Origin of the sequence: Alkalimonas cellulosilytica, from assembly GCF_036325985.1 — a bacterium.
Classification (GTDB): Bacteria; Pseudomonadota; Gammaproteobacteria; order Enterobacterales; family Alteromonadaceae; genus Alkalimonas; species Alkalimonas cellulosilytica.
In genome coordinates this window covers 225702-248881 of the sequence record NZ_JAUHLI010000004.1, presented here as the reverse complement: position 1 = coordinate 248881, position 23180 = coordinate 225702, and the positions used below count along the sequence as shown (strand labels likewise).

Genomic DNA, 23180 nt, shown 5'->3' with positions numbered 1-23180 from the left:
ACCATCCTTGAAGGTTATGAACTTGCTCAGTCTCTTGGAGCTGACTTGTGATCAAGAGACAGCCATAAAGAGGGTCGGCTGCTCAGCGTAACCGGCAAATTCAGCAAAGCGCGACAGCATGACGCCTGCCGGTTGCTGCTGCATGCGCACTGCCAATTCGGCCAGGGCCGAATCCGAAAAAGGGCCATTGCGTAACGAGGTGGCAAACACCGGCGTTTTCCGCACACTGTAAATGACGTCCAGACTTTGTGCATCCACCAGCATCAAATCATCAAAACCATAGCGCTCAACCACTTCCCGGTAACTGGGTTGATACATTCGGTGCTGCTGACCGTAAATGGATGCATCACTGCGGTCGGTCAGCTCTGCCAACTCAGCGATTGGATGCGTGTTGTCCCGCATGTAGTACTGTTGCAGCAGCAGGCTTTCCAGCTTCATTTGCTCCACCCATTGCGCTACCGGGGCATCCTGCCCACGGCTTTGCTGGCGGTACCAGGGCTGATACTGCTGCTGGTACCACTGCAGCATGTTTTGTCGAAGTTCATCAAGCGGTGGCGTAGCAACCTCGTAGCGGTAGGACACATAAGGACGAACAAAACCATAGACCGCTTCCTGCGTCAGACGGCTATTGGCGAGGGATAACAAGAGATCACTGTCACTTTGATAGCGCTGTTCCAGACTGGCTTGTCGCCCCGCTGCCACCGCCTAGAATTGTTGATGCACACTGTACTCGACGCTTTGCCTGGCTTGCTTAAGCGCTAACCAACCGGTTGCACCGGCAGAAATGGTTACCGCAATGATGGTAAGCAACGAGGCTCCCAACATGAGTTTGGTGGCAATTTTCATATCCGCTTACCTGACGCTGCTTTTATCGGCGCAGGCTAACGCTCAATGATGACAGTTGTATGACACTGCACCATTTGGCTTGACATATGATTTTCCATATATATGATCATCCGCATACATGGAGGCGTTATGCAAAACCCGATTGACTTCTTTAAAGCGCTGGCCGATGACACCCGCTTGCAGATGCTGCTGCTGATCCAGCAGGAAGAAGAGCTCTGTGTCTGTGAGCTGATGGCAGCGCTCAATGAACATCAACCAAAAATCTCCCGTCATCTGGCGCAGCTGCGAAAGCAGGGCATTTTGCAAGACCGTCGGCAAGGTCAGTGGGTCTTTTACCGGCTGGCCGCCTCGCTAACCCCATGGGAGCAACAGGTGCTGCAAAGCACTGCTCAGCACCAAACATCGTATTTAGCAACTGCCAATCTGCGCCTGCAACACATGGGCACGCGGCCAGAGCGTAACCAACAATGCTGTTAAGCTTTCACTGTCATGGAGCCCACTATGGGAAATTTTGAACGGTATTTATCACTCTGGGTTGCCTTGTGCATCGCTGGTGGTGTGTTGCTGGGCAATCTGGCGCCTCAGGCTTTTGGCCAGATTGCGGCGCTGGAATACGCCAATGTCAATCTGGTGGTCGGTGTCTTTATCTGGGTCATGATCTACCCGATGATGGTGCAAATTGATTTTGCTTCCATCAAAGATGTCGGCAAAAAGCCTAAAGGGCTGGTACTGACGCTGGTGATGAACTGGCTGATCAAGCCCTTTACCATGGCAGCGCTTGGCTGGTTGTTTTTCAAAGTCTTTTTTGCCGGCTGGGTTGATCCGCAGTCGGCCAATGAATACATCGCTGGCATGATTCTACTGGGGGTCGCCCCCTGCACCGCCATGGTGTTTGTCTGGAGCCAACTGACCAAAGGCGATGCCAACTACACGCTGGTGCAGGTCTCGGTAAACGACATCATTATGGTGTTTGCTTTTGCGCCGCTGGCCGCCCTGCTGCTGGGTGTCAGTGATATTCATGTACCCTGGGAAACCCTGCTGCTGTCGGTCGGGCTTTATGTGGTGCTGCCGCTGGTGGCTGGGGTACTAACCCGGCGCTCTTTAGAGCGAACGGGTGAGCCCCGGCAGCTGCAGCAATTTTTAGCCCGGTTAAAGCCCTGGTCAATGATTGGTTTACTGGCCACTGTGGTGTTGCTGTTTGGCTTTCAGGCGCAAACCATTTTGAACCAGCCCATGATCATTGGTCTGATTGCCATCCCGTTGTTGCTGCAAACCTATGGCATCTTTGCCATCGCCTATGGCGCTGCCAAGTGGCTGAAATTACCGCACAATGTGGCTGCACCGGCCTGTATGATCAGTACCTCGAACTTTTTTGAACTGGCCGTCGCTGTGGCGATTTCGCTGTTTGGCCTGCACTCCGGTGCCGCACTGGCCACTGTGGTCGGTGTACTGGTGGAAGTGCCGGTCATGTTATCGCTGGTGTATTTTGCCAATAAAACCCGGCACTGGTTTCCAACGCCGAACGCATCCTCATCCGAATCTTCAGGAGCATCATCATGACCATCAAAGTAGGAATCAACGGCTTTGGCCGTATTGGCCGGCTGGCACTGCGCGCAGCCTTCGACTGGCCGGAATTTGAGTTTGTCCGCATCAACGATCCGGCCGCCGATGCGGCCACCTATGCCCATTTGCTGAACTTCGACTCTGTGCATGGCATCTGGCGGCACAATGCGACGGCCGACGGAGAAAGCATGCTGATTAACGGCCAGCGCATTCTGGTCAGCGCCAACAAAGCCATCGGCGATACCGATTGGTCGGATTGCGATCTGGTGATTGAAGCCTCCGGCAAAATGAAAACCGTCGCCGTGCTGCAAGCTTATCTGGCTCAGGGCGTGAAACGGGTGGTGGTCAGTGCGCCGGTAAAAGAAGCCGGAGCGCTCAATGTGGTGATGGGCGTCAATCAGCAGCGCTTTAACCCGGCCGAGCACCGCATTGTGACGGCAGCTTCCTGCACCACCAACTGCCTGGCTCCGGTGGTCAAGGTCATCCATCAGTCGCTTGGCATTAAGCATGGTTCCATCACCACCATTCATGACTTAACCAATACCCAGAGCATCATGGATACACCGCACAAAGATCTGCGCCGTGCCCGCGCCTGTGGCAGCAGCCTGATCCCAACGACCACCGGCTCGGCCACCGCCATCATTGAAATTTTCCCGGAGCTAAAAGGCCGGTTGAATGGCCATGCCGTGCGGGTGCCGCTGACCAATGCCTCCCTGACTGACTGTGTGTTTGAAGTGGAGCGCGCTACCAGCGCCGAAGAAGTGAATCAGTTGCTGAAAACCGCCGCCGAAGGTGAGCTGAAAGACATTCTGGGCTACGAAGAGCGGCCGCTGGTATCGATTGATTACAAAACAGACCCACGCTCCAGCATCATTGATGCGCTGTCCACCATGGTGGTGAATGGCACCCAGGTGAAAATTTACGCCTGGTACGACAACGAGTGGGGCTACGCCAACCGTACCGTTGAGCTGGCCAGACTGGTGGGCCTGAGCGATCAGCCCAACAGCCAAGCCGGAGCCTGATGCCATGCTAAGCCAGCTGAGTCCGGCCATTCGCCAGTATTTAGTTGTTACTGGCAATTACTGGGCTTTTACCCTGACCGATGGCGCGCTGCGCATGCTGGTGGTGTTGCACTTTTACAGCCTGGGCTACGATGCACTCAGCATCGCCATGCTGTTTTTGTTCTACGAGTTTTTCGGCGTGGTGACCAATCTGGTCGGCGGCTGGCTGGGTGCCCGCATTGGTTTGAATAAAACCATGAACATCGGCTTGCTGCTGCAAGTGCTGGCCTTGTCGATGTTGCTGCTGCCGGCCGAGTATTTAATTGTGCCTTGGGTGATGGCCGCTCAGGCGCTGTCCGGTATTGCCAAAGACTTAAATAAAATGAGCGCCAAAAGCAGCATCAAGCTGCTGGTGGCTGATGCCGAGCAAAGCACCCTGTACAAATGGGTGGCCATTTTAACCGGCTCGAAAAATGCACTGAAAGGGGTTGGCTTTTTTATCGGCGGCTTGCTGCTGGCGCTGATTGGCTTTTGGTGGGCCATTTTTAGTATGGCCACGCTGCTCAGTCTGATCTGGCTGCTCAGCATCAAGTTGCTGAAACGCGACCTTGGCAAAAGCAAAGCCAAGCCCAGGTTTCGTGACATGCTGTCGAAAAGCCGTGCCATCAACCTGCTGTCGGCTGCCCGGATGTGTTTGTTCGCAGCGCGGGATGTCTGGTTTGTGGTGGCACTGCCGCTGTTTTTGGCCAGTCAGTTTGACTGGGATCACTGGCAGGTCGGTGGCTTTTTAGCGCTTTGGGTGATTGGCTATGGTTTTGTGCAAAGCCAGGCACCACAGCTGACCGGCAAAGCCAACAACAGCACGCCGGATGGCAAGCAAGCGGTGCTCTGGGCGCTGCTGCTGTGCGGTCTGCCCGCTGCCATTGCCCTTAGCATTGAGCTGAACTGGCAGGTCGGCCCGATGCTGATTGGTGGTCTGTTGCTGTTTGGCGCTGTCTTTGCCATCAACTCCTCCTTGCACAGCTATTTAATTGTCAGCTACGCCGGGCGCGATGGCGTTTCGCTGGATGTCGGCTTTTACTACATGGCCAATGCCATGGGCCGCTTAATCGGTACTGTGTTATCCGGCTGGCTCTATCTGCACGCGGGCCTTGAGGCCTGTCTCTGGGTGTCCAGCGCATTGCTGGTCGCGACAGTATTGATTTCGCTGGCGCTGCCGAAGCACAGTGACGCTGCCAAGGCAGCACTTTAACAGCGGATCCGCTTGATCTTCTGCCAACAACCACTAAAATACTGTACATATAAACAGTTATTTTAGTGGGCAATCGGATGGCAGCAGTAAGCTTTCGCAGTGAACAAGGGTTGGAGTGGCTGGGCGCACCCGATGCCGCCAGCAGCCACGCCTTGCCGATGTATTTAAATACCGTAGCGGCGGGCTTTCCTTCGCCGGCGCAGGATTATCTGGAAGGCTGTCTGGATTTGCACGAGCTGCTGATCAAGCACCCCACTGCAACCTTTTTTGTCCGCGCCCGGGGCGATTCAATGCGCGGTGCTGCTATTTTTGATGGCGATATCCTGCTGGTCGACCGCGCCTTGCAGGCACAACATCAGGATATTGTCATTGCCAGCGTCAATGGCGATATGACGGTCAAGCGCCTGTTGCTCAAACCCGAGCCGATGCTGCAAGCGGCCAACCCCAAGTACCCGCCGATAAGGCTGGACGAGGGCATCGATTTTGAGGTGTTCGGCGTGGTCAGCAGCGTGATCCATCAGCTCAGGCGCTAAGCCATGGCACAGCTGCCGCTTCCTGAGCGTCGTTTTGCGCTGGTCGATTGCAACAACTTTTATGCGTCTTGCGAAAAGCTGTTCCGCCCCGACTTAAAGCAGCGACCGCTGGTGGTACTATCCAACAACGACGGCTGCATCATTGCCCGCTGCGCCCTGGCCAAGCAGCTTGCTATCCCGATGGGCGTGCCCTTTCATCAGGTCAAAGCCCTGTTAAAACAACAGCAGGTGGCGGTGTTTTCCTCCAACTACGCGCTTTATGGCGATCTGTCGAGCCGGGTGATGCAAACCCTGGAACAGCTGGCCCCCAAAGTGGAGATTTACTCCATCGATGAGGCTTTTCTGGAGCTATCTGGCCTCGATTTTTGCCAGAACCTGAGTGACTTCGGCCAGCACATCCGCACCACCATCAAACAGCAATTGGGCTTGCCGGTTTGTGTCGGCATCGGCCCCAGCAAAACCCTGGCCAAGCTGGCCAATTACGCCGCCAAGAAATACCCGCAGTTTGAGGGGGTGCTGGATCTTACCGAACCGCACAAACGACTGCATATCCTGGCCAGAACACCGGTGCAAGAAGTCTGGGGTGTTGGCCGCAAGCTGGCCGAGCACTTGCACGCCATGAAGATCGAAACCGCACTGCAATTGGCACGGGCCTGCCCACAACAAATGCGCAAGAAATTCTCGGTGGTGCTGGCCCGCACCGTCAATGAGCTGAACGGCCTTGCCTGCCTGGCGCTGGATGAGGTGCAAGAGCCCAAGCAACAAATTATCAGCAGCCGCAGCTTTGGCCAGCGTGTGACCGACAAAGGGGCCATGCAGCAAGCGATTAGTCTGTACCTCAGCCGGGCCGCCGAAAAGCTGCGGGCCCAACAGAGCCTGGCGCGTCGGCTCAGTCTCTTTATTCGCAGCAGCCGCTTTGAACAAAAATCACCCTTTTTCGGTGATCAGGCCAGCCTGGAACTGGCTACCCCCAGCAACGACAGCCGGGTATTGCAACAGGCAGCGATGCAGCTGCTGGACCAAATCTGGCGCCAGGGCCCGGCCTATGCCAAAGCCGGCGTGGTGCTAAGCGATCTCTGCGCCATGCAAGGGCTGCAAACCCAGCTATTTGCACCGCCTCCTTCGGAGCGCAGCCAACGCTTAATGGCCGCCATCGACCAACTGAACCAAAAACACCGCGGCAGCGTATTTATCGCCCGGCAAGGCAAAGATGGTGACTGGCAAATGCAGCGTCGTTTTTTGTCGCCAGCCTACACCACCCGCTGGGATCAACTACCAGAAGTTCGCTAAAATACTTCAGGTTCCATACCGGGTAGCTGCTACACTCATGTGAGGTGCCAACACCTCTTCAACATGCTTCATGCCGTCAGGAGCTTTTTATGCCCAAGTTTCGTCAACAAGCGTTCCAAATTGCCCTTTATGTCAACTGCGGCTTGCTGGTGCTGGCCTTTTTATTGGCCTTTTTGCACAACACCTGGTTGCTGGCTTTGTTTATCGGCGTGCCCGCCGTGGCCTTTCCCTTTTGGTTGCAACAGAGCTTGGGCGATCATCCATTGGCACGCATCAGCTATGGCATCAGCTTTATGCTGTTTTGTGCGCTGCACATTCAGCAAAGCATGGGCATGACCGAAGTGCACTTTGGTATTTTTGTGCTTTTAGCCGTGTTGATTGCATTTCGGGACTGGCTGGTTATTCTGGTAGCAGCAGGCGTCATCGCCGTGCATCATTTGCTGTTTATGTGGTTGCAAAGTAGTGGTCAGCCGGTCTATCTGGTACCGGATTCGGATGCAACCTTCAGCATTGTGATGATCCATGCCGGCTATGTGGTGGTCGAGGCCATCGTCTTGATGCTGATTTGTCGCCACAGCTACAAAGAAGCCATGGTCGGTCAATTCTTTATGACCAGCTCGCATCAGATGCTGAACGAGCAAGGTGAGATTTTACTAAGCACCCCAAAGCCAGCTGTATATTCGAAATTAATTGAGCGCTTTGTCCAGGTGATCGGTACCATTCAGCAGACAGTTCACACCATTGATGACGTCGCCAAACAACTAAATAGTGAATCGGATGAACTGCTGCAGCAAGGCAGTTCGCTGGCCGAGCGGATGACACAAAAAATGAAAGAGGTGGAGCGCATAGCTTCCGCCACCGAACAAATGTCGGCCAGCATTCAGGAGCTGGCAGAACTGGCTAATCAGGTGGTGTCACTGGCACATGACTCTGATCAGGCGGCAGGCTCAGGCCAGGCGTCCATTACCACCACCATCGAAACCATACAGGCGCTGGCTGATAACCTGGCAGCTTCCCGCCAAAAAGTGCACGGCATGGCAGAGTCCACCCAGGAGATTAAAGGGGTGCTGGATGTGATCCAGGGCATTGCCGAGCAAACCAACCTGCTGGCACTGAACGCAGCCATTGAAGCCGCCCGAGCTGGCGAGCAAGGTCGTGGTTTTGCGGTAGTGGCCGACGAAGTGCGCACCCTGGCATCCAGAACCAACAGCTCAGCCGGTGAAATTAAAGGTATGATTGAGCGGATGGTGCAAAGCAGCCAGCAATCGGTAGAAGCCGTCGATCAATGCCTGAGTCAGCTGGAGCAAACCAAAGCGAGTGCCAGCGACAGTGGTGAACAGCTTCGAGCCATCTTGCAGCAGGTGCAAAGTGTGCTGCAATCGGCAGAGATCATGTCGACCACCCTAAGCCAGCAAGGTCAGGCCAGCCAGGAAATTGCCGAGTCGGCGCAGGAGTTAAGTACCATGGCGATCGAGCAACAACAGCAGGGCCAACGCGTAGTGGATGTTGCCCAAGGCGTAAAATCCGCCTCCGATACCCTGGCCATTGAAATGAAACGGTTTAGTCATTGAGATGAAAGTTGCATTGAGTTCGCTGATGCTACTTGGCTGGCTGCTGCTAAGTGGTCACTTGCTGTGGCAGGATCAACGCAGTGTGGTAGGCATTTTTGACCCGGAGCAGCGCTGGCAGCAACAAGGCACAGAAGGCCTTATTCTCAACAGCTTGCTCGCAGCATCGGGCGGGAACTCTATGCAACTGCTGCATGTGATCGACCCTGCTTGCCGCTGCCATCGTCAGCAGCAACAACACCAGCAAGCACTGCAGCAAAGCTTTGCAGAGATCCCGCACTACACCCTGAGTATTGCTGAGGCCCGGCAGCTGGGATTAAGCATACCAGCAGCGCCAATGGCTATTTTACTGAACGGTGAGGAACTGGTGTACGCCGGTCCGTACTCGGTGGGGCCCATTTGCGGCTCTGGCGATGGCTGGATAGAGCGATTACTCCGCGGTGAGGTCCAGCTGGCTGGCGGCTGGCTGAATGGCGAAAGCAGCAGCTGTCGCTGCTTACAGTCGGTCTAAGGCGTCGTCCGAATCAAAGCCAGAATAATACCGCCACCAAGCTGGCAGCCAGGCAGTAGTACAGCATCGGCAGCAGAGTATAACGAATAATATCACCTTCACGGCCACTTAAATTGACCACGCTGGCGGCGGCTACCACATTGACCACACAGATCATATTGCCAGCATTGGCACCCAGCAGTTGCAATCCCAGCACCAGTGTCTCCGGCACAGCCGCTTCGGCGGCGACCGCTTGCTGGAAAGACGCAAACATCATATTGGAAAAGGTCGCCGAGCCGGCCAAAAAGGACCCCAAAGCACCAATTAAAGGCGCAACCCAGAGCCAATAATCGGCCAGATGCAGCGCAGCGACCTGCGCCAACTCAAACGGCATCGCCGCAAGGCCAGCGTCATTGACACCGGATTGCAGGAAAATCCGCACCATCGGCACCGAAGCCATCAGGGCAATGGTGGCCGGCCCCAGCCGGGCCAGATTGTCGCGCCCGGCTTGTTGCACCATGCGCCAGGGGCTTTGCTGCTTTGGATTCTGGTGCAGCCAGAGTGTCAGCAGCGCCACCGCCAAAAAGAAACTGCCCGGCAAGTACAAAGGGGCCAGGCTGGCACTGATGTCAGTGCCCAGGATATTGGCCCAGCGCCATTCCAGGCTGCGCAACCAGCCTTGCAACGGCAGCTGCGGGATGCGGCTCAGCACCAACAGCAGCGCCACCAGACCATAAGGCAACCAGGCCCGCCACAGAGGCATGATCCTGTCCGATGTGGCCACCTGCTGCTGCAAGGCCTGGCTTTGTTGCTTATCCTCAGCAGAAAAATACCAGGGCGTTTTCGGCAACAAAATACCAAAGTGTGCCAAAGTGCTCATCAGCACCAGGCCGGTTAAGGCCCCCAAAATGGATGGAAACTCAGGTCCCAGCAACCAGGCCACGCCATAAGCGGGCACGGTAAAGGCTAAGCCACCCAGCAGCGCAAAAGGTGCCAGTTGCAAGGCTGGCCACCAGCTTTTTTCTTCGCTGAAAAAGCGGGTCAGGATCAAGCAAAGGATCAGTGGCAGCAAGGAGGCCACCAGCACATCAATGCCAATGGCGGTCAGCGCAATGGCTTGCAGTGCCTCCGGGCTAGCCCCTTCCATGCCCTGGGCCATGCCCACCAGCACCGGGGTTCCAACCGCACCAAAAGACACGCTGCTTGAATCGGCGATCAGTGCCAGCACCACCGCGGCCAACGGCGCAAAGCCCAGTGCCACCAGCAAGGGCGCAGCAATGGCGGCTGGGGTACCAAAACCCGCCGACCCTTCTAAGAAGCTGACAAAAAGCCAACCAATGAGAATGGTTTGCACCCGCCGGTCGGGTGAGAGTTTGGCAAAACCGGCCCGAATGGCATCCATGCCACCGCTGTAACGCAACACATTCAGCAGCAAGATAGCGCCAAACACAATCCATAAAATACTGACAGCAATCACACTGCCTTCCAGCATGGCAGCCAGCAACTGCTTTAGCGGCAGCTGCCAGACCCAAAGTGCCAGCAGCGCCGACACCAGTAAACTGAGTGGCATAGCACGGGTCGCCGGCAAACGCAGCAACACCAAAAGCACAAAAACGCTGAGCACCGGCATCAGGGCGGTCAGCCATTGCAACACAGTCATGATGAAATGCTATCCTTAGGGCGTGTTGACCTTGACCGGAAAGCCTGCCATGCGGTACAAGCTATCATTGGCGAAGATTTCTTGCAAACGGCCGGATTGGTATAAATAAGCCATACCTTGCTCATAAGCAGCCGCCAACTTTTGGCCTCGCTCGGTTGGTTGGAACACCACGTACAAAGGGGTTCGCTCACGCAACTGCTGTTGATGCACCCGGGCAGTCTCTGGCAGATTAAAGTGGTAACCAATAAACGCCTGAATTCGCCCAAGCTGCAACAAATCCAGCACCTGATCCGTGGTGCTAACTTCGTAAGATCGAATCACGATATCACTCAGATAACGCTCAAACTGGTAACCCAATAAAAAAACCACTGTCTGATGCTGCAGCTGCTGCAGATCCGTCATTGGCTCTAACGTGAACAGATAGATGGCATCATCGAAGTCCAAATGCCAACGAGGAAAAATCGCCTGTGCCATGTCTACCTGGGTTGCGCCAATCAATAACTCAGCGTTCTTTTGCTCAAATTGATGGCGGGCGCGTTTCCAGTTCGCAACCTCTGGCTGGATCTGGTAGCCGGAATGCAGCATGGCTTCCCGCACGATCTGCCAGTAAATGCCCTGCCCATCCGGCTCTGTATACCCCTGCCAAGCTTCGGCAACAGCAGTCAGTGGTTTCGACTGAGCTGATAATGCACAGCAAAATACCAGCATCAAAGCGGCCAGGTAACTGCGACCAAACACCATCGGCTTCTCCCATATAGGATGCACGTTGCTTGCTAGCTTAGTAATGATTTAACCCGAAATAAAGCCATAATGCTGCGCCACCCGGTCAAAATACTGCAGGCAGGTTTTGGCGTACTGGCGCTTTTCCACATAGCTGCCGGGGAAGAAGTTCTTCTTAAAGCCGTAGGCCACCATGTCCTTGAGTCGTTTGATTGGAATATCAAAGTGATCGAGCGCCAGCTGGTATTCATTACTTAAGGTGGTATTGGACACCAGACGGTTGTCGGTACAAATCACCGTCGCCATCCGGTTTTTCAGCATCTCGGCAAACGGATGCTGGCGGATATCGGCGATGGCCGGGTTGGTTTGTAAATTGCTGGTCAGGCAGACTTCAATGGCAATGCGCTTATCCGCCATAAAAGACGCCAGCCGCTGGCTGTAGGCTGCCGGATCGGCAATGGCCGGGTCCTGAATCCGCTCTGGTAAAAACAACGAATAGCCATGGCCAATCCGATCGGCATGGCACTCGGTAATGGCTTCAAACACACTCTCAGCGCCATAGGCTTCGCCGGCATGTACGGTTTTCAGCAAAAAGTGCTGATGGGCATAATCGTACACTTCTTTAAACTTGCTGGCCGGATAACCCGATTCCTGGCCGGCCAAATCCAAGCCGACAATGGGTATACCTTCATCATCACGCAGCCGCACGCTAGCCCGAACCAGCTCCATCGCCGCCAGTTTAATCACCTGCATCGGCTCAAAGTCGCGCATTAATTGAAACAGCTGGTCGTAATAAGGCGAAAAACCTTTGGCCGCAACCATCCGCATGGCGCAGTTGATGATGCCGTAGCGAAACGGCGGCTTGCCCTGCTCCACTACCGCGGCCGAGCTGTTGTACTCCAGCTCCGCCCGGTGTAAGCCCGCATTAACCGCCCGCATCACAGTATCAAAATCCAGTCCTTTGCTTAAATCCATCAGCAGCTGCGGTGCAAAACGCACTTCGATGTAATTGACCCCTTCAGCCAGATTATCCAGCGCTAGCTCGTAGGCGGCTTGAGTTAAATGATCGGCATCCCGCAGCACAGCGCAGGTGTATTGAAAGCCATGTAGGTATTCGCCCAGATTCTGATAGGCCGGCTTGAACACCTGGGCCTGCATCCCCTCTACCGTATCGGCCGGCAGCGGCACTTTCAGAGTTTTGGCCATAGCCAGCAGCGTATCCAGCCGTAAACTACCATCTAAATGCAGATGCAAATCGGCTTTGGGCATGGCGCGGATAAAATCGGTGGAATAACGTGGCATGGCAGCATCCTTTGGCAATAATGGCTTTAGTGTAGCCGCAAATACTCTGCTGCTGAAGGCAAAAGGCCAGTCATATCACTGACTGGCCTTGTTTTTATACCATCGCGTCACTTACTGCATGGCAACCCAGGCCGCACACCACCCCTCGTTGGCGACTAATTTCCCGGGGAAAATAGCACAAGGGCGCCAGTCAGCTTCTTCGCCCTGGATCAGGTTGCAGTTGTGGCAGTACTGGCCTTCCACTTCCGACTCGTGGGTGTAGCGCATTGCCACCGCCAGCGGATCATCCAGCTTTACCTTTTCAGCAGCAATGGCTCGTAAACTGACACCGCCAAGCGTCATTCCGATCAAACCGCCAGCGGAGAGCTTCAGAAACTGACGACGTTTTTCATTGGTATTTGACATGGTTAAACTCCTGCATAGTGTAAAAAGTAATTTTTCTAATTATTTGGTTATTTTACTGACGAAAGTATTGTTTGGTTTTGATACGGCGCAATAAACCAACTCATGAGCAAAGCATAGCTGCTATTTGGCAGGCTACCAAACCTGGATTGAGGTACAATAGATGACCATAAAACACCGCAGGAGTTTTTTGTGCAGGTCGATCACAGTTACGCGCGTCTACCCAGCCAGTTTTATCAGTCCTGGCAAGCCAGCCCTGTAGAGGCTCCCAATTGGCTGGCGTTTAATCAGCCACTGGCAGCGTACCTCGGACTGGCAAAATCCGAGCAGCGCACCGAGCTCGGCTTGCAGCAATTTGCCGGCAATAGCGTCCCCGCCTGGGCCAAGCCACTGGCTCAGGCCTATGCCGGTCATCAGTTTGGTCAGTACAACCCACAGCTGGGCGATGGCCGGGCGCTGTTGTTGGCCGAGGTGATTGCACAGGATGGCAAGCGCTTTGATGTGCAACTCAAAGGCGCCGGCCCAACCCCTTTCTCCCGCGGCGGTGATGGCCGCTCTGTCATCGGCCCGGTGATCCGTGAGTATTTGGTCAGCGAAGCCATGCAGGTGCTGGGCGTGCCCACCACCCGGGCATTGGCTGCCGTTGCAACCGGTCAGAATGTCTATCGGGATGAGCCCGTACCAGGCGCCATTCTGACCCGGGTCGCCAGCAGCCATATTCGCATTGGCACCTTTCAGTACATTGCAGCTTTGGGCAACCCCGGTTATTTGCGCCAGTTCGCCGATTATGTGATTGACCGGCACTACCCGGACTGCCAACAGCAGGACAATCCTTACCTTGCCTTCCTCGGGCAGGTGGTGACCAAACAAGCCACCCTCATCGCCCACTGGATGCGACTCGGCTTTATTCACGGCGTGATGAATACCGACAACACCAGCATCTCGGGCGAAACCATCGACTATGGCCCCTGTGCTTTTATAGATCAGTACCAGGCCGATAAAGTATTCAGTTCGATTGATCGGCGTGGTCGCTATGCCTACAGCAATCAGCCCCCGATAGCGCTGTGGAATCTGGCCCGGCTGGCCGAGTGCCTGCTACCACTGATTGACGCAGATGAAAAAGTCGCAGTTGAGTTAGCCACCGAAGCCTTGCAGCAATTTCAGCCGCAGTATGAAGCGCTGTGGCTGTCGCAGATGGCGGCCAAAGTCGGCATCACCGAGCCCAGTCCGGCCGACAAAGTCTTACTCGATGATTACCTGCACTTGCTGGAGCAACACCAGGTCGACTTTACCCTCGGCTTTCGCTACCTGAGTGATGAGCTGCGCCCAGCAGCCGATAGCAAAGCTCAAGCGCTTTTCGCCAACTGCACTGCATTCACCGAATGGCGCGAGCGCTGGCTGACACGACTGGCCCAACAGCCGCTTAGTCATAGCGAAATCACAGCGCAGATGGATGGCGTCAATCCGCTGCTGATCCCACGCAATCACTTAATTGCCAAAGCCATCGAGCAAGCACAGGACCATGGCGACTTGCGCTTATTTCAGCGTCTGCAACAAGCCTGGCAGACACCTTTTGCCAGCATTGCCGATGCGGATTTAATCGCCCCGCCCAAGCCCGAAGAAGTGGTGCACCGGACTTTTTGTGGCACTTGAGATAACAAGCCAATAAAAAAACCTGCCAGGGCTTTCGCCTCTGGCAGGTTTTTTTTATTGCTCAGCCTATCTTACTGGCCTTTGATTTCGCTACGGCCTTTGTAGATGGCTTTGTCGCCCAGCTCCTGCTCGATACGCAACAGCTGGTTGTACTTGGCAACGCGATCCGAGCGGCACAGCGAGCCGGTTTTGATTTGACCGGCCGCAGTACCTACTGCCAGATCGGCGATAAAGGCATCTTCGGTTTCACCGCTGCGGTGCGAAATTACAGCGGTAAAGCCGGCGTCTTTGGCCATTTTAATCGCCTGCAGGGTTTCGGTCAGCGAGCCAATCTGGTTGAATTTGATCAAAATGGAGTTGCCGATGCCTTCTTCGATACCCCGGGTCAGGATCTTGGTGTTGGTGACAAACAAGTCATCACCCACCAGCTGCACCTGATTGCCGATTTTCTGCGTTAAGTCTTTCCAGCCGTCCCAGTCGCTTTCATCCAGACCATCTTCAATCGAGACGATGGGGTATTTCTGGGTTAAGTCAGCCAGGAAATCGTTAAAGCCGAACGAATCAAAGCTCTTGCCTTCCCCCGACAGCACGTACATATTGTCTTTGTAAAACTCAGAGGCAGCGCAGTCCAGCGCCAGCGTGATGTCTTTGTTCATTTCGTAGCCGGCCGCTTTGACCGCTTCGACGATCACTGCTAAGGCTTCTTCGTTCGATTTCAGATCCGGGGCAAAACCACCTTCATCACCGACGGCTGTATTCAGGCCGCGCTGTTGCAGCTCTTTTTTCAGCTGGTGGAAAATCTCAGCGCCCATCCGCAGGCCTTCGCTGAAGCTCTTAGCGCCAACTGGCTGGATCATGAATTCCTGAATATCGACGTTGTTGTCGGCATGCTCACCACCGTTGATGATGTTCATCATCGGCACCGGCATTGAGTACTGGCCCGGGGTGCCATTTAAATCGGCAATGTGCTGGTACAGTGGGATTTGCTTATCGGCTGCGGCGGCACGCGCCACCGCCAGCGACACCGCCAGGATGGCGTTAGCACCCAACTTGCTTTTGCTCTCAGTACCATCCAGCTCGATCATAATGCGATCTATTTCAGCTTGCTGCTGTGCATCCTGTCCTACCAAGGCAGCTTTGATCGGGCCTGCGATGTTGGCCACCGCTTGCTGTACGCCTTTGCCCAGGTAACGGCTTTTATCGCCATCACGCAGCTCCAGCGCTTCGCGCGAGCCGGTCGAGGCACCGGATGGGGCACAGCCACGGCCGATAATGCCGCTGGTTAAAATCACATCCGCTTCCACGGTCGGGTTGCCACGCGAGTCGATGATTTCACGGGCAATGATGTTGGCAATCGTAGACATAGTAATTTCCCTGTAGATAAAACAACAAAGCCGCACTCAAAGAGCGCGGCCCGGATTTGTTAGACGCGTTGTTGCTTTTGGTGCTGGTGGCTGGCCGCCACAAAGCCCTCAAACAGTGGATGTCCATCCCTGGGTGTGGAGCAAAATTCCGGATGGAACTGGCTGGCCACAAACCATGGGTGGGTAGGGATTTCTATTATTTCCACCAGTTGGTTGTCGGCAGATAGCCCGGATACCACCAGGCCTGCTTCTTTGAGTTGAGGTAAAAAATGGTTGTTCACTTCGTAGCGATGACGATGACGTTCCTGGATCACATCCTTACCGTAAATCGCCCGCGCTTTGGTGCCTTTCACCAGATTACAGGCCTGGCTGCCAAGGCGCATGGTGCCGCCCAAATCGGAGTCTTCGCTGCGGGTTTCCACCGCACCATCAGAGTCCAGCCACTCGGTGATCAAGCCCACCACCGGATGAGTGCTGGCTTTGTTAAACTCAGTGGAGTGCGCATCGGCCATGCCAGCGACATGACGGGCGTATTCAATCAGTGCCACCTGCATGCCAAGGCAAATACCCAGGTAGGGCACATTGTTTTCACGGGCGTACTGAGCCGCTTTAATCTTGCCTTCCACGCCGCGCTCACCAAAACCACCCGGCACCAGAATGCCATCCAGCCCAGCCAGAATAGCGGTGCCTTTGCTTTCGACATCCTGCGAGTCAATGTACTTGATGGTGACGGTTAAGCGGTTTTTCAGGCCGGCATGCCCCAGCGCTTCATTGACCGATTTGTAAGCATCCGGCAGCTCCACGTACTTACCGACCATACCAATGGTGACTTCACCGGTCGGGTTGGACTCCTGATACAGCACCTGCTCCCACTCGGCCAGATCGGCTTCTTTGCAGTCGATGTGAAAACGGCGGGCAATCAAATCGTCCAGCCCCTGCGACTTCAGCAAAGCCGGGATCTGATAAATGCTGGAAACATCTTTTAAGCTGATCACCGCTTTTTCTTCCACATTGGTGAACAGGGCAATTTTCGCCCGCTCATTGGAAGGAATGGCCCGATCGGAGCGGCAGACCAGAATATCCGGCTGGATACCGATGGAGCGCAGCTCTTTCACCGAATGCTGAGTCGGTTTCGTTTTGATTTCACCGGCGGTACCCAGATATGGCACCAGCGTCAGGTGCATAAACAAAGTACGCTCACGGCCAACTTCGGTCGCCAACTGACGGATGGCTTCTAAAAACGGTAAGGATTCGATATCGCCCACGGTGCCACCAATTTCCACAATGGCAATGTCGTGGCCTTCGCCACCGGCAATAATGCGGGCTTTGATTTCGTTGGTAATGTGCGGGATCACCTGAATGGTGGCGCCAAGGTAGTCGCCACGGCGCTCACGGCGCAATACGTCGGCGTAGACAGCACCTTGGGTGAAGTTGTTGCGCTTGGACATCTTGGTGCGGATAAAGCGCTCGTAGTGACCTAAGTCCAAGTCGGTCTCGGCACCGTCTTCGGTGACATAGACTTCACCGTGCTGGATGGGGCTCATGGTGCCAGGATCCAGGTTGATGTAAGGGTCTAGCTTCAGGATGGTGACGCATAAACCGCGCGCTTCCAAAATGGCTGCCAACGATGCTGCTGCGATGCCTTTACCCAGGGAGGAAACCACCCCGCCCGTCACAAAAATATACCGTGTAGTCATGAGACCCCTAGACGACGTTAATGAAAGCGAAGATAACCAATGGCCCCAAACATCAGCAACGACAAAATCACCCACAGCATGGGTGTTGCTTACGATGGAAATTTGGTATCAGGACGGGAGGCAAGTATAGCAAAGCAAAGCCTGCGGCTCAATGCTGTTGCAGGGAAAATCGCCAGGCCTATTCAACTGACGATAATACGGGTAATTAATGGACAAGAATTTGAATGTCTTGATTACTTTGAATCAGGTCCAGCTCGCCTTTTTTAAAGAGCTCAAAAATATCATAGTGCACCATCGATGCTTGCTGTTGTATGGGGCAACCACGGGTCAGATGCTCTACTTCAGGTTTCTGCAAACCAGAAAGCGCAATAGCCTGACCTTCCTCCTCAGAGACAATCAGCAGCTCATCTAAAAAACTAGCCCTTTCAAAGTGCATCTCTTTTATAAACAAGGAGTAAATGTTGAAATTACTGTTTTGTGCTTTATGCCGAAGCAATAGCACTTGCGTATCTTCTGAGCGATTCAGCTCTACGTAGTAAGCAGTATTCTCGCCATCGTATGTCGTAAACAGTATGGATGCAGGACTCCAACTGTTAATACAGGAGTCATCATTTTGATTACGGTATTCATTCTCTGCAATTTTCACAAATCGTTCCGGAATCAACCATGGGCAACCCATATAATTGCGCTCCTCAGCGGACAATCCCAAAGAGAAAGACAAAGCGATATACAACAGGGCTCTTAACACTTTCATGGCTTAAGCTCCCGTACAATATTTTTATCAAAATAATGGATAGTTTCTATCCGGCAAACAGAGTTGCACTCCCACCATACCGCAATTGCCATAGGGTACTGACTCGCAACGGCCGTAGGCCCCAAGATTTTTGTTACCATTCCAACCCCACCAGCATATGAGCCAGAGATGATAATAGGTGTTTGAGCTTGAACAACATCTGCATTAAGCAGTTCCACTGCTAAGTTTCTTAGCAATAGTACCTGCATATTTAATTGCTGCTGCAGCTGTCTGTCATTAAATCTTTCTGTGCTCAACCCTTGCCAGAGCAGTAACTGTCTAAAATCAGCGATGCTCATTTTTGAAAGCCGGTTCATTTCAGCTACTGTTGCATTTCGCATTCTGGCAGCAGTGACTCGGTTTACAGTTAGAGAGGAGTCTTGAAGACTGGCTTTAGCAACTTCGGCCTTTTTTCGCTCTTTGTTGCTTAATCTTGGTGTTATTGAGGCACCACCTACCAAAACATTTAGCGTAACCATAAAAAACATCCATGAAATTTACAATTAACCAAATGGTATCAATAAAAAATCATAACATCAACAAAGTCCATATTCAGTTTCTGTTCTTAATCAGCTCCCACAGCCCATCCATTTCAGCCAGGTCGCTTTGCTGCGGGGTTTTACCCAGCTTGGCCAACTCTTCTTCCACCGCCCGAAAACGGCGTTCGAACTTGCTGTTGGCCTGGCGCAGCACGCCTTCTGGTTCCAGCTTGTGCTTGCGTATTACATTGACTAGGGCAAACAATAGATCACCGAGCTCTTCGGCCAACTCCGGGCTGTCTGCGGGCAGCTCTTCGACTTCGGCCACCTCTTCTTTGACTTTATCCCAGGCGCCATTGACATCGCTCCAGTCAAAACCAACATTGGCGCAGCGTTTTTGTAGTTTGTAGGCACGGCTTAGTGCCGGCATGGCGGCAGGAATGTTGTCGAGCACACTGTGCTGACCGCTGGCTTTACGCTCCTCGCTTTTCAGGGCCTCCCAGTTTTGCAGCACCTGGTCGGCATCATCGGCTGTGGTATCAGCGAACACATGCGGATGACGGCGCACCAGCTTGTCACAGATAGCCTGCACGCAGTCACTGAACTGAAAGCGGCCTTCCTCTTCGGCCATGCGGGCGTAAAACACCGTTTGAAACAGCAAATCCCCCAGTTCGTCTTTTAAGTCGTCATAGCTTTGCCGTTCGATGGCATCGGCCACTTCGTAGGCTTCTTCGAGCGTATAGGGCACGATGCTGCTAAAGGTTTGCTTGATGTCCCAGGGACAGCCGTGCTCCGGGTCCCGCAATCTGGCCATAATGGCCAGTAAATCATCCATTTGGTAAGACATTCATTGGCTTCCGTTAATTTTGATGACAGCGGCGGGCTTCCAGCACATCCGGTACCTGGCTGACTTTGCTCAGCAACTTGTTCAGCGAGTCCTGGTTGTACAGCTCCAGCGTCATGTTGATCACCACGCTCTGTTCTTTGATATTGGAGTAGCTGTTCATCTGAGTGACATTGGCCTTTTCATTGGCCAGAATGCTGGTGATATCACGCAGTAAGCCGTTGCGATCATGCGCCAGTATACGGATATCAACCGCATAGCCCGAGGCGTACTGATCACCCCAGGTGGCGTCCACCACCCGCTCCGGATGCTGCGCTTCCATCAGTCTGAACTGGTCGCAATCATCCCGGTGTACCGCAATACCACGGCCCTGGGTAATGTAGCCAATGATGGCATCGCCAGGCAGCGGCTGGCAGCACCCGGCCATATGGGTGAGCAAATTGCCCACACCCTGCACCACCACATCGCTTTGCACCCTGGGCGCACTGGGCTTTTGCTTCAGCCGCGGGTCGATTTCCGGTTCATTGGTTTTTGGCTGCTGACTTTGCAGGTAATGCACCACCTGTGTCAGTTTGATGTCACCGCCACCAATGCCCACCAGCAATTCATCCATGCTGTTGACATTAAAGCGCTGCAGCACCTTGGCCGGATGCTCCATCGGCAAGTTCAGCTTGGCCAGTTCACTATCGAGCAAGTCACGGCCGGCAGCCAGGTTTTTGTCTTTATCCTGCTGGCGGAACCAATACTGTACCTTAGAGCGGGCGCGGCTCGACTTCAAATAGCCTAAGTGCGGATTTAACCAATCCCGACTGGGGTTTTGCTCGCGGCCAGTTAAAATCTCCACCTGATCGCCGGTTTTCAACTGGTACGTAAAGGGCACGATACGGCCGGATATTTTGGCGCCAATGCAGCGATGCCCTACACTGGAATGCACGTAATAGGCAAAATCCAGTGGCGTGGAACCAAGCGGTAAATCGACGATATCGCCTTTAGGGGTAAACACATAGACCCGGTCTTCAGTCACCTGGTTGCGCAGCTCTTCAGCCAGATCGGCGCTGTCGACCAACTCCTCCTGCCATTGCAACAGTTTGCGTAGCCAACCGATTTTTTCATCGTAGCCTTCGCGGCCATGCTGCGAGCCTTCTTTGTATTTCCAGTGTGCGGCGACCCCCAGTTCAGCATCTTCGTGCATCTGACGGGTACGAATTTGAATTTCCACCGCCCGGCCCTGAGGGCCTATCACCACGGTATGAATGGATTGATAGCCGTTTTGCTTGGGGGTGGCGATGTAATCGTCAAACTCGGTCGGCAAGTGCCGCCAGGAGGTATGCACCAGGCCAAGCGCTGCATAACAATCCTGCACCCGCTCGGTGATAATACGGACTGCCCGGATATCGTACAGCTGATCAAAGGCCAGCTGCTTTTTCTGCATTTTTTTCCAGATGCTGAAAATGTGCTTAGGCCGGCCATAAACTTCCGCTTTTAAGCCAGCCTCTTCGATTTTCCGCTCAACCTGAGCAACAAAATCCTGCATAAACTGCTCACGGTCGAGCCGCTTTTCTTCCAGCAAGCTAGCAATTTGTTTGTACAGTTGTGGGTGCAGGTAGCGAAAGGCTAAATCCTCCAACTCCCACTTGATTTGACCAATGCCCAAGCGGTTGGCCAAAGGGGCAAAAATGGCATTGGTTTCCTTGGCCGCCAATACCCGGGTTTCTTCATCGGCATTTTTGACATTGCGCAGCTCGCATATCTGGCTGGCCAGCTTAATCACCACCGCCCGCACATCTTCCACCATCGCCAGCAGCATGCGGCGTAAATTATCCGCTTGCTGGGGTTGCAGTGTCTGATTGGCGCCAAGGGGAATGCTGCGAATGGCTTCCATCTGCTTCACCGCCAGCAACATTGGCAGTACAGCAGGCGGGAAATTATCTTCAATGCTTTCCGCGGACAATAAGCCAGCATCAAACAGCGGGAACAGCAAGGCCGCCAGCAAGGCGTCTTTATCCATCCGCAGTTCAGACAGAATTTCCACCATCTCCCAGCCATCGCGCAGTTTAGGCTGATCATCACTGATGCCTTGCTGCAAGAACCAGGACTCGGCCGTTAACAGTGCATCGATTTTCTTTTCCGATAGCTTCAGGGCCGTTAAGCGGCTCAGCAATTCAGTGCTGTCGGTCCGGTGCACATGGCGAACGGTGACCATGGTTTTCCCCTTGTCGTCTCATACGGATATCAGTCAGGCTCTGACGACTGGGTAGCGCACACAGACACGCCGTAAACCCATCCATGGGGGCTGCGTTTTGCCATCCATGGCAAAAAGCGTCTGCTTAGCGTACCCAGTCATCAGAGCTGCTCACCGAGCGTAATAGCTCTCTTACTTAAACCTGCTCAAACAACGCCATCACTTCCAAATGGCGGGTTTGCGGAAACATTTCCACAGCTTTGAGCCGCGTCAGCCGATAGCCCTGCTGCAACAACTGACCAGCATCACGGGCCAGGGTCTCAGGATTGCAGGAAACATACAGCACTTTGCCGGCTCCCAAACGCGCTAACTGCTCAATAGCCCCACTGGCACCAGCCCGGGCAGGGTCCAGTAAAATTTTATCAAAGCGCTGGAGGCTCCAACCGCTGTCCGGCCAGGGTAAATGCAAATCCGCCCGCTCAAACTGCACATTGCTAAGACCATTGTTGGCCGCATTGGTTGCAGCCCGCTCAACCATAGCTGCCAGGCCCTCTACCCCAACCACTTCGGCTGCTTGCTGCGCCAACGGGAGGCTAAAATTACCAATGCCACAGTACAAATCCAGCACCCGATCCTGCGGCTGAATCGATAACCAGTCAAGTGCCGTTGCGACCATTTGTTGATTCACAGCAGCATTGACCTGAATAAAGTCATCGGGTTGAAAACTCAGCTGCAGCTGCTGCGATGTTAACGCGTAACTCAGGTCAGGCTCACTGTCTTGCCAGGCACTAAAACAGCCGGTCTCGGCCTCCCCAAACCAACGGGCTTGCGGCCAGCTGGCACAAAGTTGTGCTTTATCACTGGCAGGAAGCGGCGCGATATGGCGCACCACAACATACGCCACCCCATCGGCATCGATCAGATCCAGATGGGTAATGCTACGCCCTTGCTGCAATTGCTTGAGCACCGGCAGCAGTACCGAAAACACTGGCTGCAACACCGGGCTCAGCACCTGGCACTTCGTCAATGGCTGAATGCGAAAATCGCCTTGCTGGCGAAAGCCAAGCTGAAACACTTTTTTGCTTTGCTGGTACCAAACACCAAGCCGGGCTTTGCGGCGATAACCAAACTCCGGCCCTGTGATAGCAGCCTCCCAGGGCAATTGCGCAAGCCCCAGTTGATGACTCAGCAATTGCTCCACCGCCTGCTGCTTCCAGCGCAACTGCGCTTCAGGTTTGGCATGCTGCAACTGACAACCACCACACTGCTGATAATGTGGGCAGGCGGCAGGCTGTCTGTCCGGCGAAGGTTCCAGCACTTTTTGCAATTCGGCTTTGCTGAAGTTCTTTTTTTGGCTGCTAAGTTTTACTTGCACGGTTTCACCCGGCAAAGCACCCGGCACAAATACTATCCGGCCATCCAGTCGCGCCATGCCCTGCCCCAGATGATCCAGCGCATTAATGATAAGACGCTGGGCAGGCTTAACAACGACAGCTTTTTTTGCTTGATAAATGATGGCCATAGCCAAAGACCCTTGTAGG

At 54.0% G+C, this 23180-nt stretch carries 22 protein-coding genes; 9 read left to right on the top strand and 13 right to left on the bottom strand.

What is annotated here, in order from left to right; all coding sequences use genetic code 11:
* Positions 1-51 precede the first annotated feature (51 nt).
* Both QWY20_RS05820 and QWY20_RS05815 read right to left on the bottom strand, forming a co-directional pair.
* Positions 52-702: a hypothetical protein gene (locus tag QWY20_RS05820; RefSeq protein ID WP_330128090.1), complete on the bottom strand. Its 651-nt coding sequence runs from the start codon at positions 700-702 to the stop codon at positions 52-54.
* A 3-nt stretch (positions 703-705) separates the two neighbouring features.
* The gene (locus QWY20_RS05815; RefSeq protein WP_330128089.1) at positions 706-846 is read right to left on the bottom strand and encodes a hypothetical protein; all 141 of its coding nucleotides are present in this window, start codon (positions 844-846) and stop codon (positions 706-708) included.
* 129 nt (positions 847-975) lie between these two features.
* Between QWY20_RS05815 and QWY20_RS05810 the strand changes: the two genes are divergently transcribed.
* The 8 genes from QWY20_RS05810 (at position 976) to QWY20_RS05775 (ending at position 8564) form a co-directional block, all read left to right on the top strand.
* Positions 976-1323 carry a metalloregulator ArsR/SmtB family transcription factor gene (locus QWY20_RS05810; RefSeq protein ID WP_330128088.1) on the top strand — a complete coding sequence of 116 codons (348 nt, stop codon included), beginning with the start codon at positions 976-978 and terminating at the stop codon, positions 1321-1323.
* A 24-nt stretch (positions 1324-1347) separates the two neighbouring features.
* Positions 1348-2406: an ACR3 family arsenite efflux transporter gene (gene arsB / locus QWY20_RS05805; RefSeq protein ID WP_330128087.1), complete on the top strand. Its 1059-nt coding sequence runs from the start codon at positions 1348-1350 to the stop codon at positions 2404-2406.
* A complete protein-coding gene (locus QWY20_RS05800) occupies positions 2403-3431 on the top strand; it encodes an ArsJ-associated glyceraldehyde-3-phosphate dehydrogenase (protein ID WP_330128086.1) in 1029 nt (342 codons plus the stop codon). The genes arsB and QWY20_RS05800 overlap by 4 nt, the downstream gene beginning before the upstream one ends.
* Before the next feature lie 4 nt (positions 3432-3435).
* The gene (arsJ, locus tag QWY20_RS05795) at positions 3436-4662 is read left to right on the top strand and encodes an organoarsenical effux MFS transporter ArsJ (protein ID WP_330128085.1); all 1227 of its coding nucleotides are present in this window, start codon (positions 3436-3438) and stop codon (positions 4660-4662) included.
* Between the two features lie 77 nt (positions 4663-4739).
* Entirely contained in the window at positions 4740-5195 is a 456-nt protein-coding gene (gene umuD / locus QWY20_RS05790) for a translesion error-prone DNA polymerase V autoproteolytic subunit (RefSeq protein ID WP_330128084.1), read from the top strand.
* A 3-nt stretch (positions 5196-5198) separates the two neighbouring features.
* Positions 5199-6485: a translesion error-prone DNA polymerase V subunit UmuC gene (gene umuC, locus QWY20_RS05785; protein WP_330128083.1), complete on the top strand. Its 1287-nt coding sequence runs from the start codon at positions 5199-5201 to the stop codon at positions 6483-6485.
* Between the two features lie 89 nt (positions 6486-6574).
* On the top strand, positions 6575-8056 hold the full coding sequence (locus QWY20_RS05780) for a methyl-accepting chemotaxis protein (protein ID WP_330128082.1): 1482 nt from the start codon (positions 6575-6577) through the stop codon (positions 8054-8056).
* A gap of 1 nt (position 8057) precedes the next feature.
* A complete protein-coding gene (locus QWY20_RS05775; RefSeq protein WP_330128081.1) occupies positions 8058-8564 on the top strand; it encodes a DUF6436 domain-containing protein in 507 nt (168 codons plus the stop codon).
* A 13-nt stretch (positions 8565-8577) separates the two neighbouring features.
* On the opposite strand, the gene QWY20_RS05770 is transcribed toward QWY20_RS05775, so the two are convergent.
* From QWY20_RS05770 to QWY20_RS05755, 4 genes are all read right to left on the bottom strand, one after another.
* On the bottom strand, positions 8578-10203 hold the full coding sequence (locus tag QWY20_RS05770) for an L-lactate permease (RefSeq protein WP_330128080.1): 1626 nt from the start codon (positions 10201-10203) through the stop codon (positions 8578-8580).
* A 15-nt stretch (positions 10204-10218) separates the two neighbouring features.
* Complete coding sequence (locus tag QWY20_RS05765; RefSeq protein WP_330128079.1) at positions 10219-10944, bottom strand: substrate-binding periplasmic protein; 726 nt, start codon at positions 10942-10944, stop codon at positions 10219-10221.
* A 48-nt stretch (positions 10945-10992) separates the two neighbouring features.
* The gene (locus QWY20_RS05760) at positions 10993-12225 is read right to left on the bottom strand and encodes an adenosine deaminase family protein (RefSeq protein ID WP_330128078.1); all 1233 of its coding nucleotides are present in this window, start codon (positions 12223-12225) and stop codon (positions 10993-10995) included.
* Positions 12226-12336: 111 nt separating this feature from the next.
* Complete coding sequence (locus QWY20_RS05755; RefSeq protein ID WP_330128077.1) at positions 12337-12630, bottom strand: high-potential iron-sulfur protein; 294 nt, start codon at positions 12628-12630, stop codon at positions 12337-12339.
* Between the two features lie 189 nt (positions 12631-12819).
* On the opposite strand from QWY20_RS05755, the gene QWY20_RS05750 reads away from it, so the two are divergent.
* Positions 12820-14280, top strand: coding sequence for a protein adenylyltransferase SelO (locus QWY20_RS05750; protein WP_330128076.1), 1461 nt, complete (start codon positions 12820-12822; stop codon positions 14278-14280).
* Positions 14281-14351: 71 nt separating this feature from the next.
* Here the strand turns inward: QWY20_RS05750 and eno are convergent, their stop codons facing one another.
* From eno to rlmD, 7 genes are all read right to left on the bottom strand, one after another.
* Entirely contained in the window at positions 14352-15644 is a 1293-nt protein-coding gene (gene eno / locus QWY20_RS05745) for a phosphopyruvate hydratase (RefSeq protein WP_330128075.1), read from the bottom strand.
* A gap of 59 nt (positions 15645-15703) precedes the next feature.
* Positions 15704-17341: a CTP synthase gene (locus QWY20_RS05740; RefSeq protein WP_330128074.1), complete on the bottom strand. Its 1638-nt coding sequence runs from the start codon at positions 17339-17341 to the stop codon at positions 15704-15706.
* A gap of 205 nt (positions 17342-17546) precedes the next feature.
* A complete protein-coding gene (locus QWY20_RS05735) occupies positions 17547-18095 on the bottom strand; it encodes a hypothetical protein (RefSeq protein ID WP_330128073.1) in 549 nt (182 codons plus the stop codon).
* Entirely contained in the window at positions 18092-18613 is a 522-nt protein-coding gene (locus tag QWY20_RS05730; protein WP_330128072.1) for a hypothetical protein, read from the bottom strand. The genes QWY20_RS05735 and QWY20_RS05730 overlap by 4 nt, the downstream gene beginning before the upstream one ends.
* A 73-nt stretch (positions 18614-18686) precedes the next feature.
* The gene (gene mazG, locus QWY20_RS05725; protein ID WP_330128071.1) at positions 18687-19460 is read right to left on the bottom strand and encodes a nucleoside triphosphate pyrophosphohydrolase; all 774 of its coding nucleotides are present in this window, start codon (positions 19458-19460) and stop codon (positions 18687-18689) included.
* A 13-nt stretch (positions 19461-19473) separates the two neighbouring features.
* Positions 19474-21660, bottom strand: a complete 2187-nt coding sequence (relA, locus tag QWY20_RS05720) for a GTP diphosphokinase (RefSeq protein ID WP_330128070.1) — start codon at positions 21658-21660, stop codon at positions 19474-19476.
* A 175-nt stretch (positions 21661-21835) separates the two neighbouring features.
* Complete coding sequence (rlmD, locus tag QWY20_RS05715) at positions 21836-23161, bottom strand: 23S rRNA (uracil(1939)-C(5))-methyltransferase RlmD (RefSeq protein WP_330128069.1); 1326 nt, start codon at positions 23159-23161, stop codon at positions 21836-21838.
* Between the last annotated feature and the right edge of the window lie 19 nt (positions 23162-23180).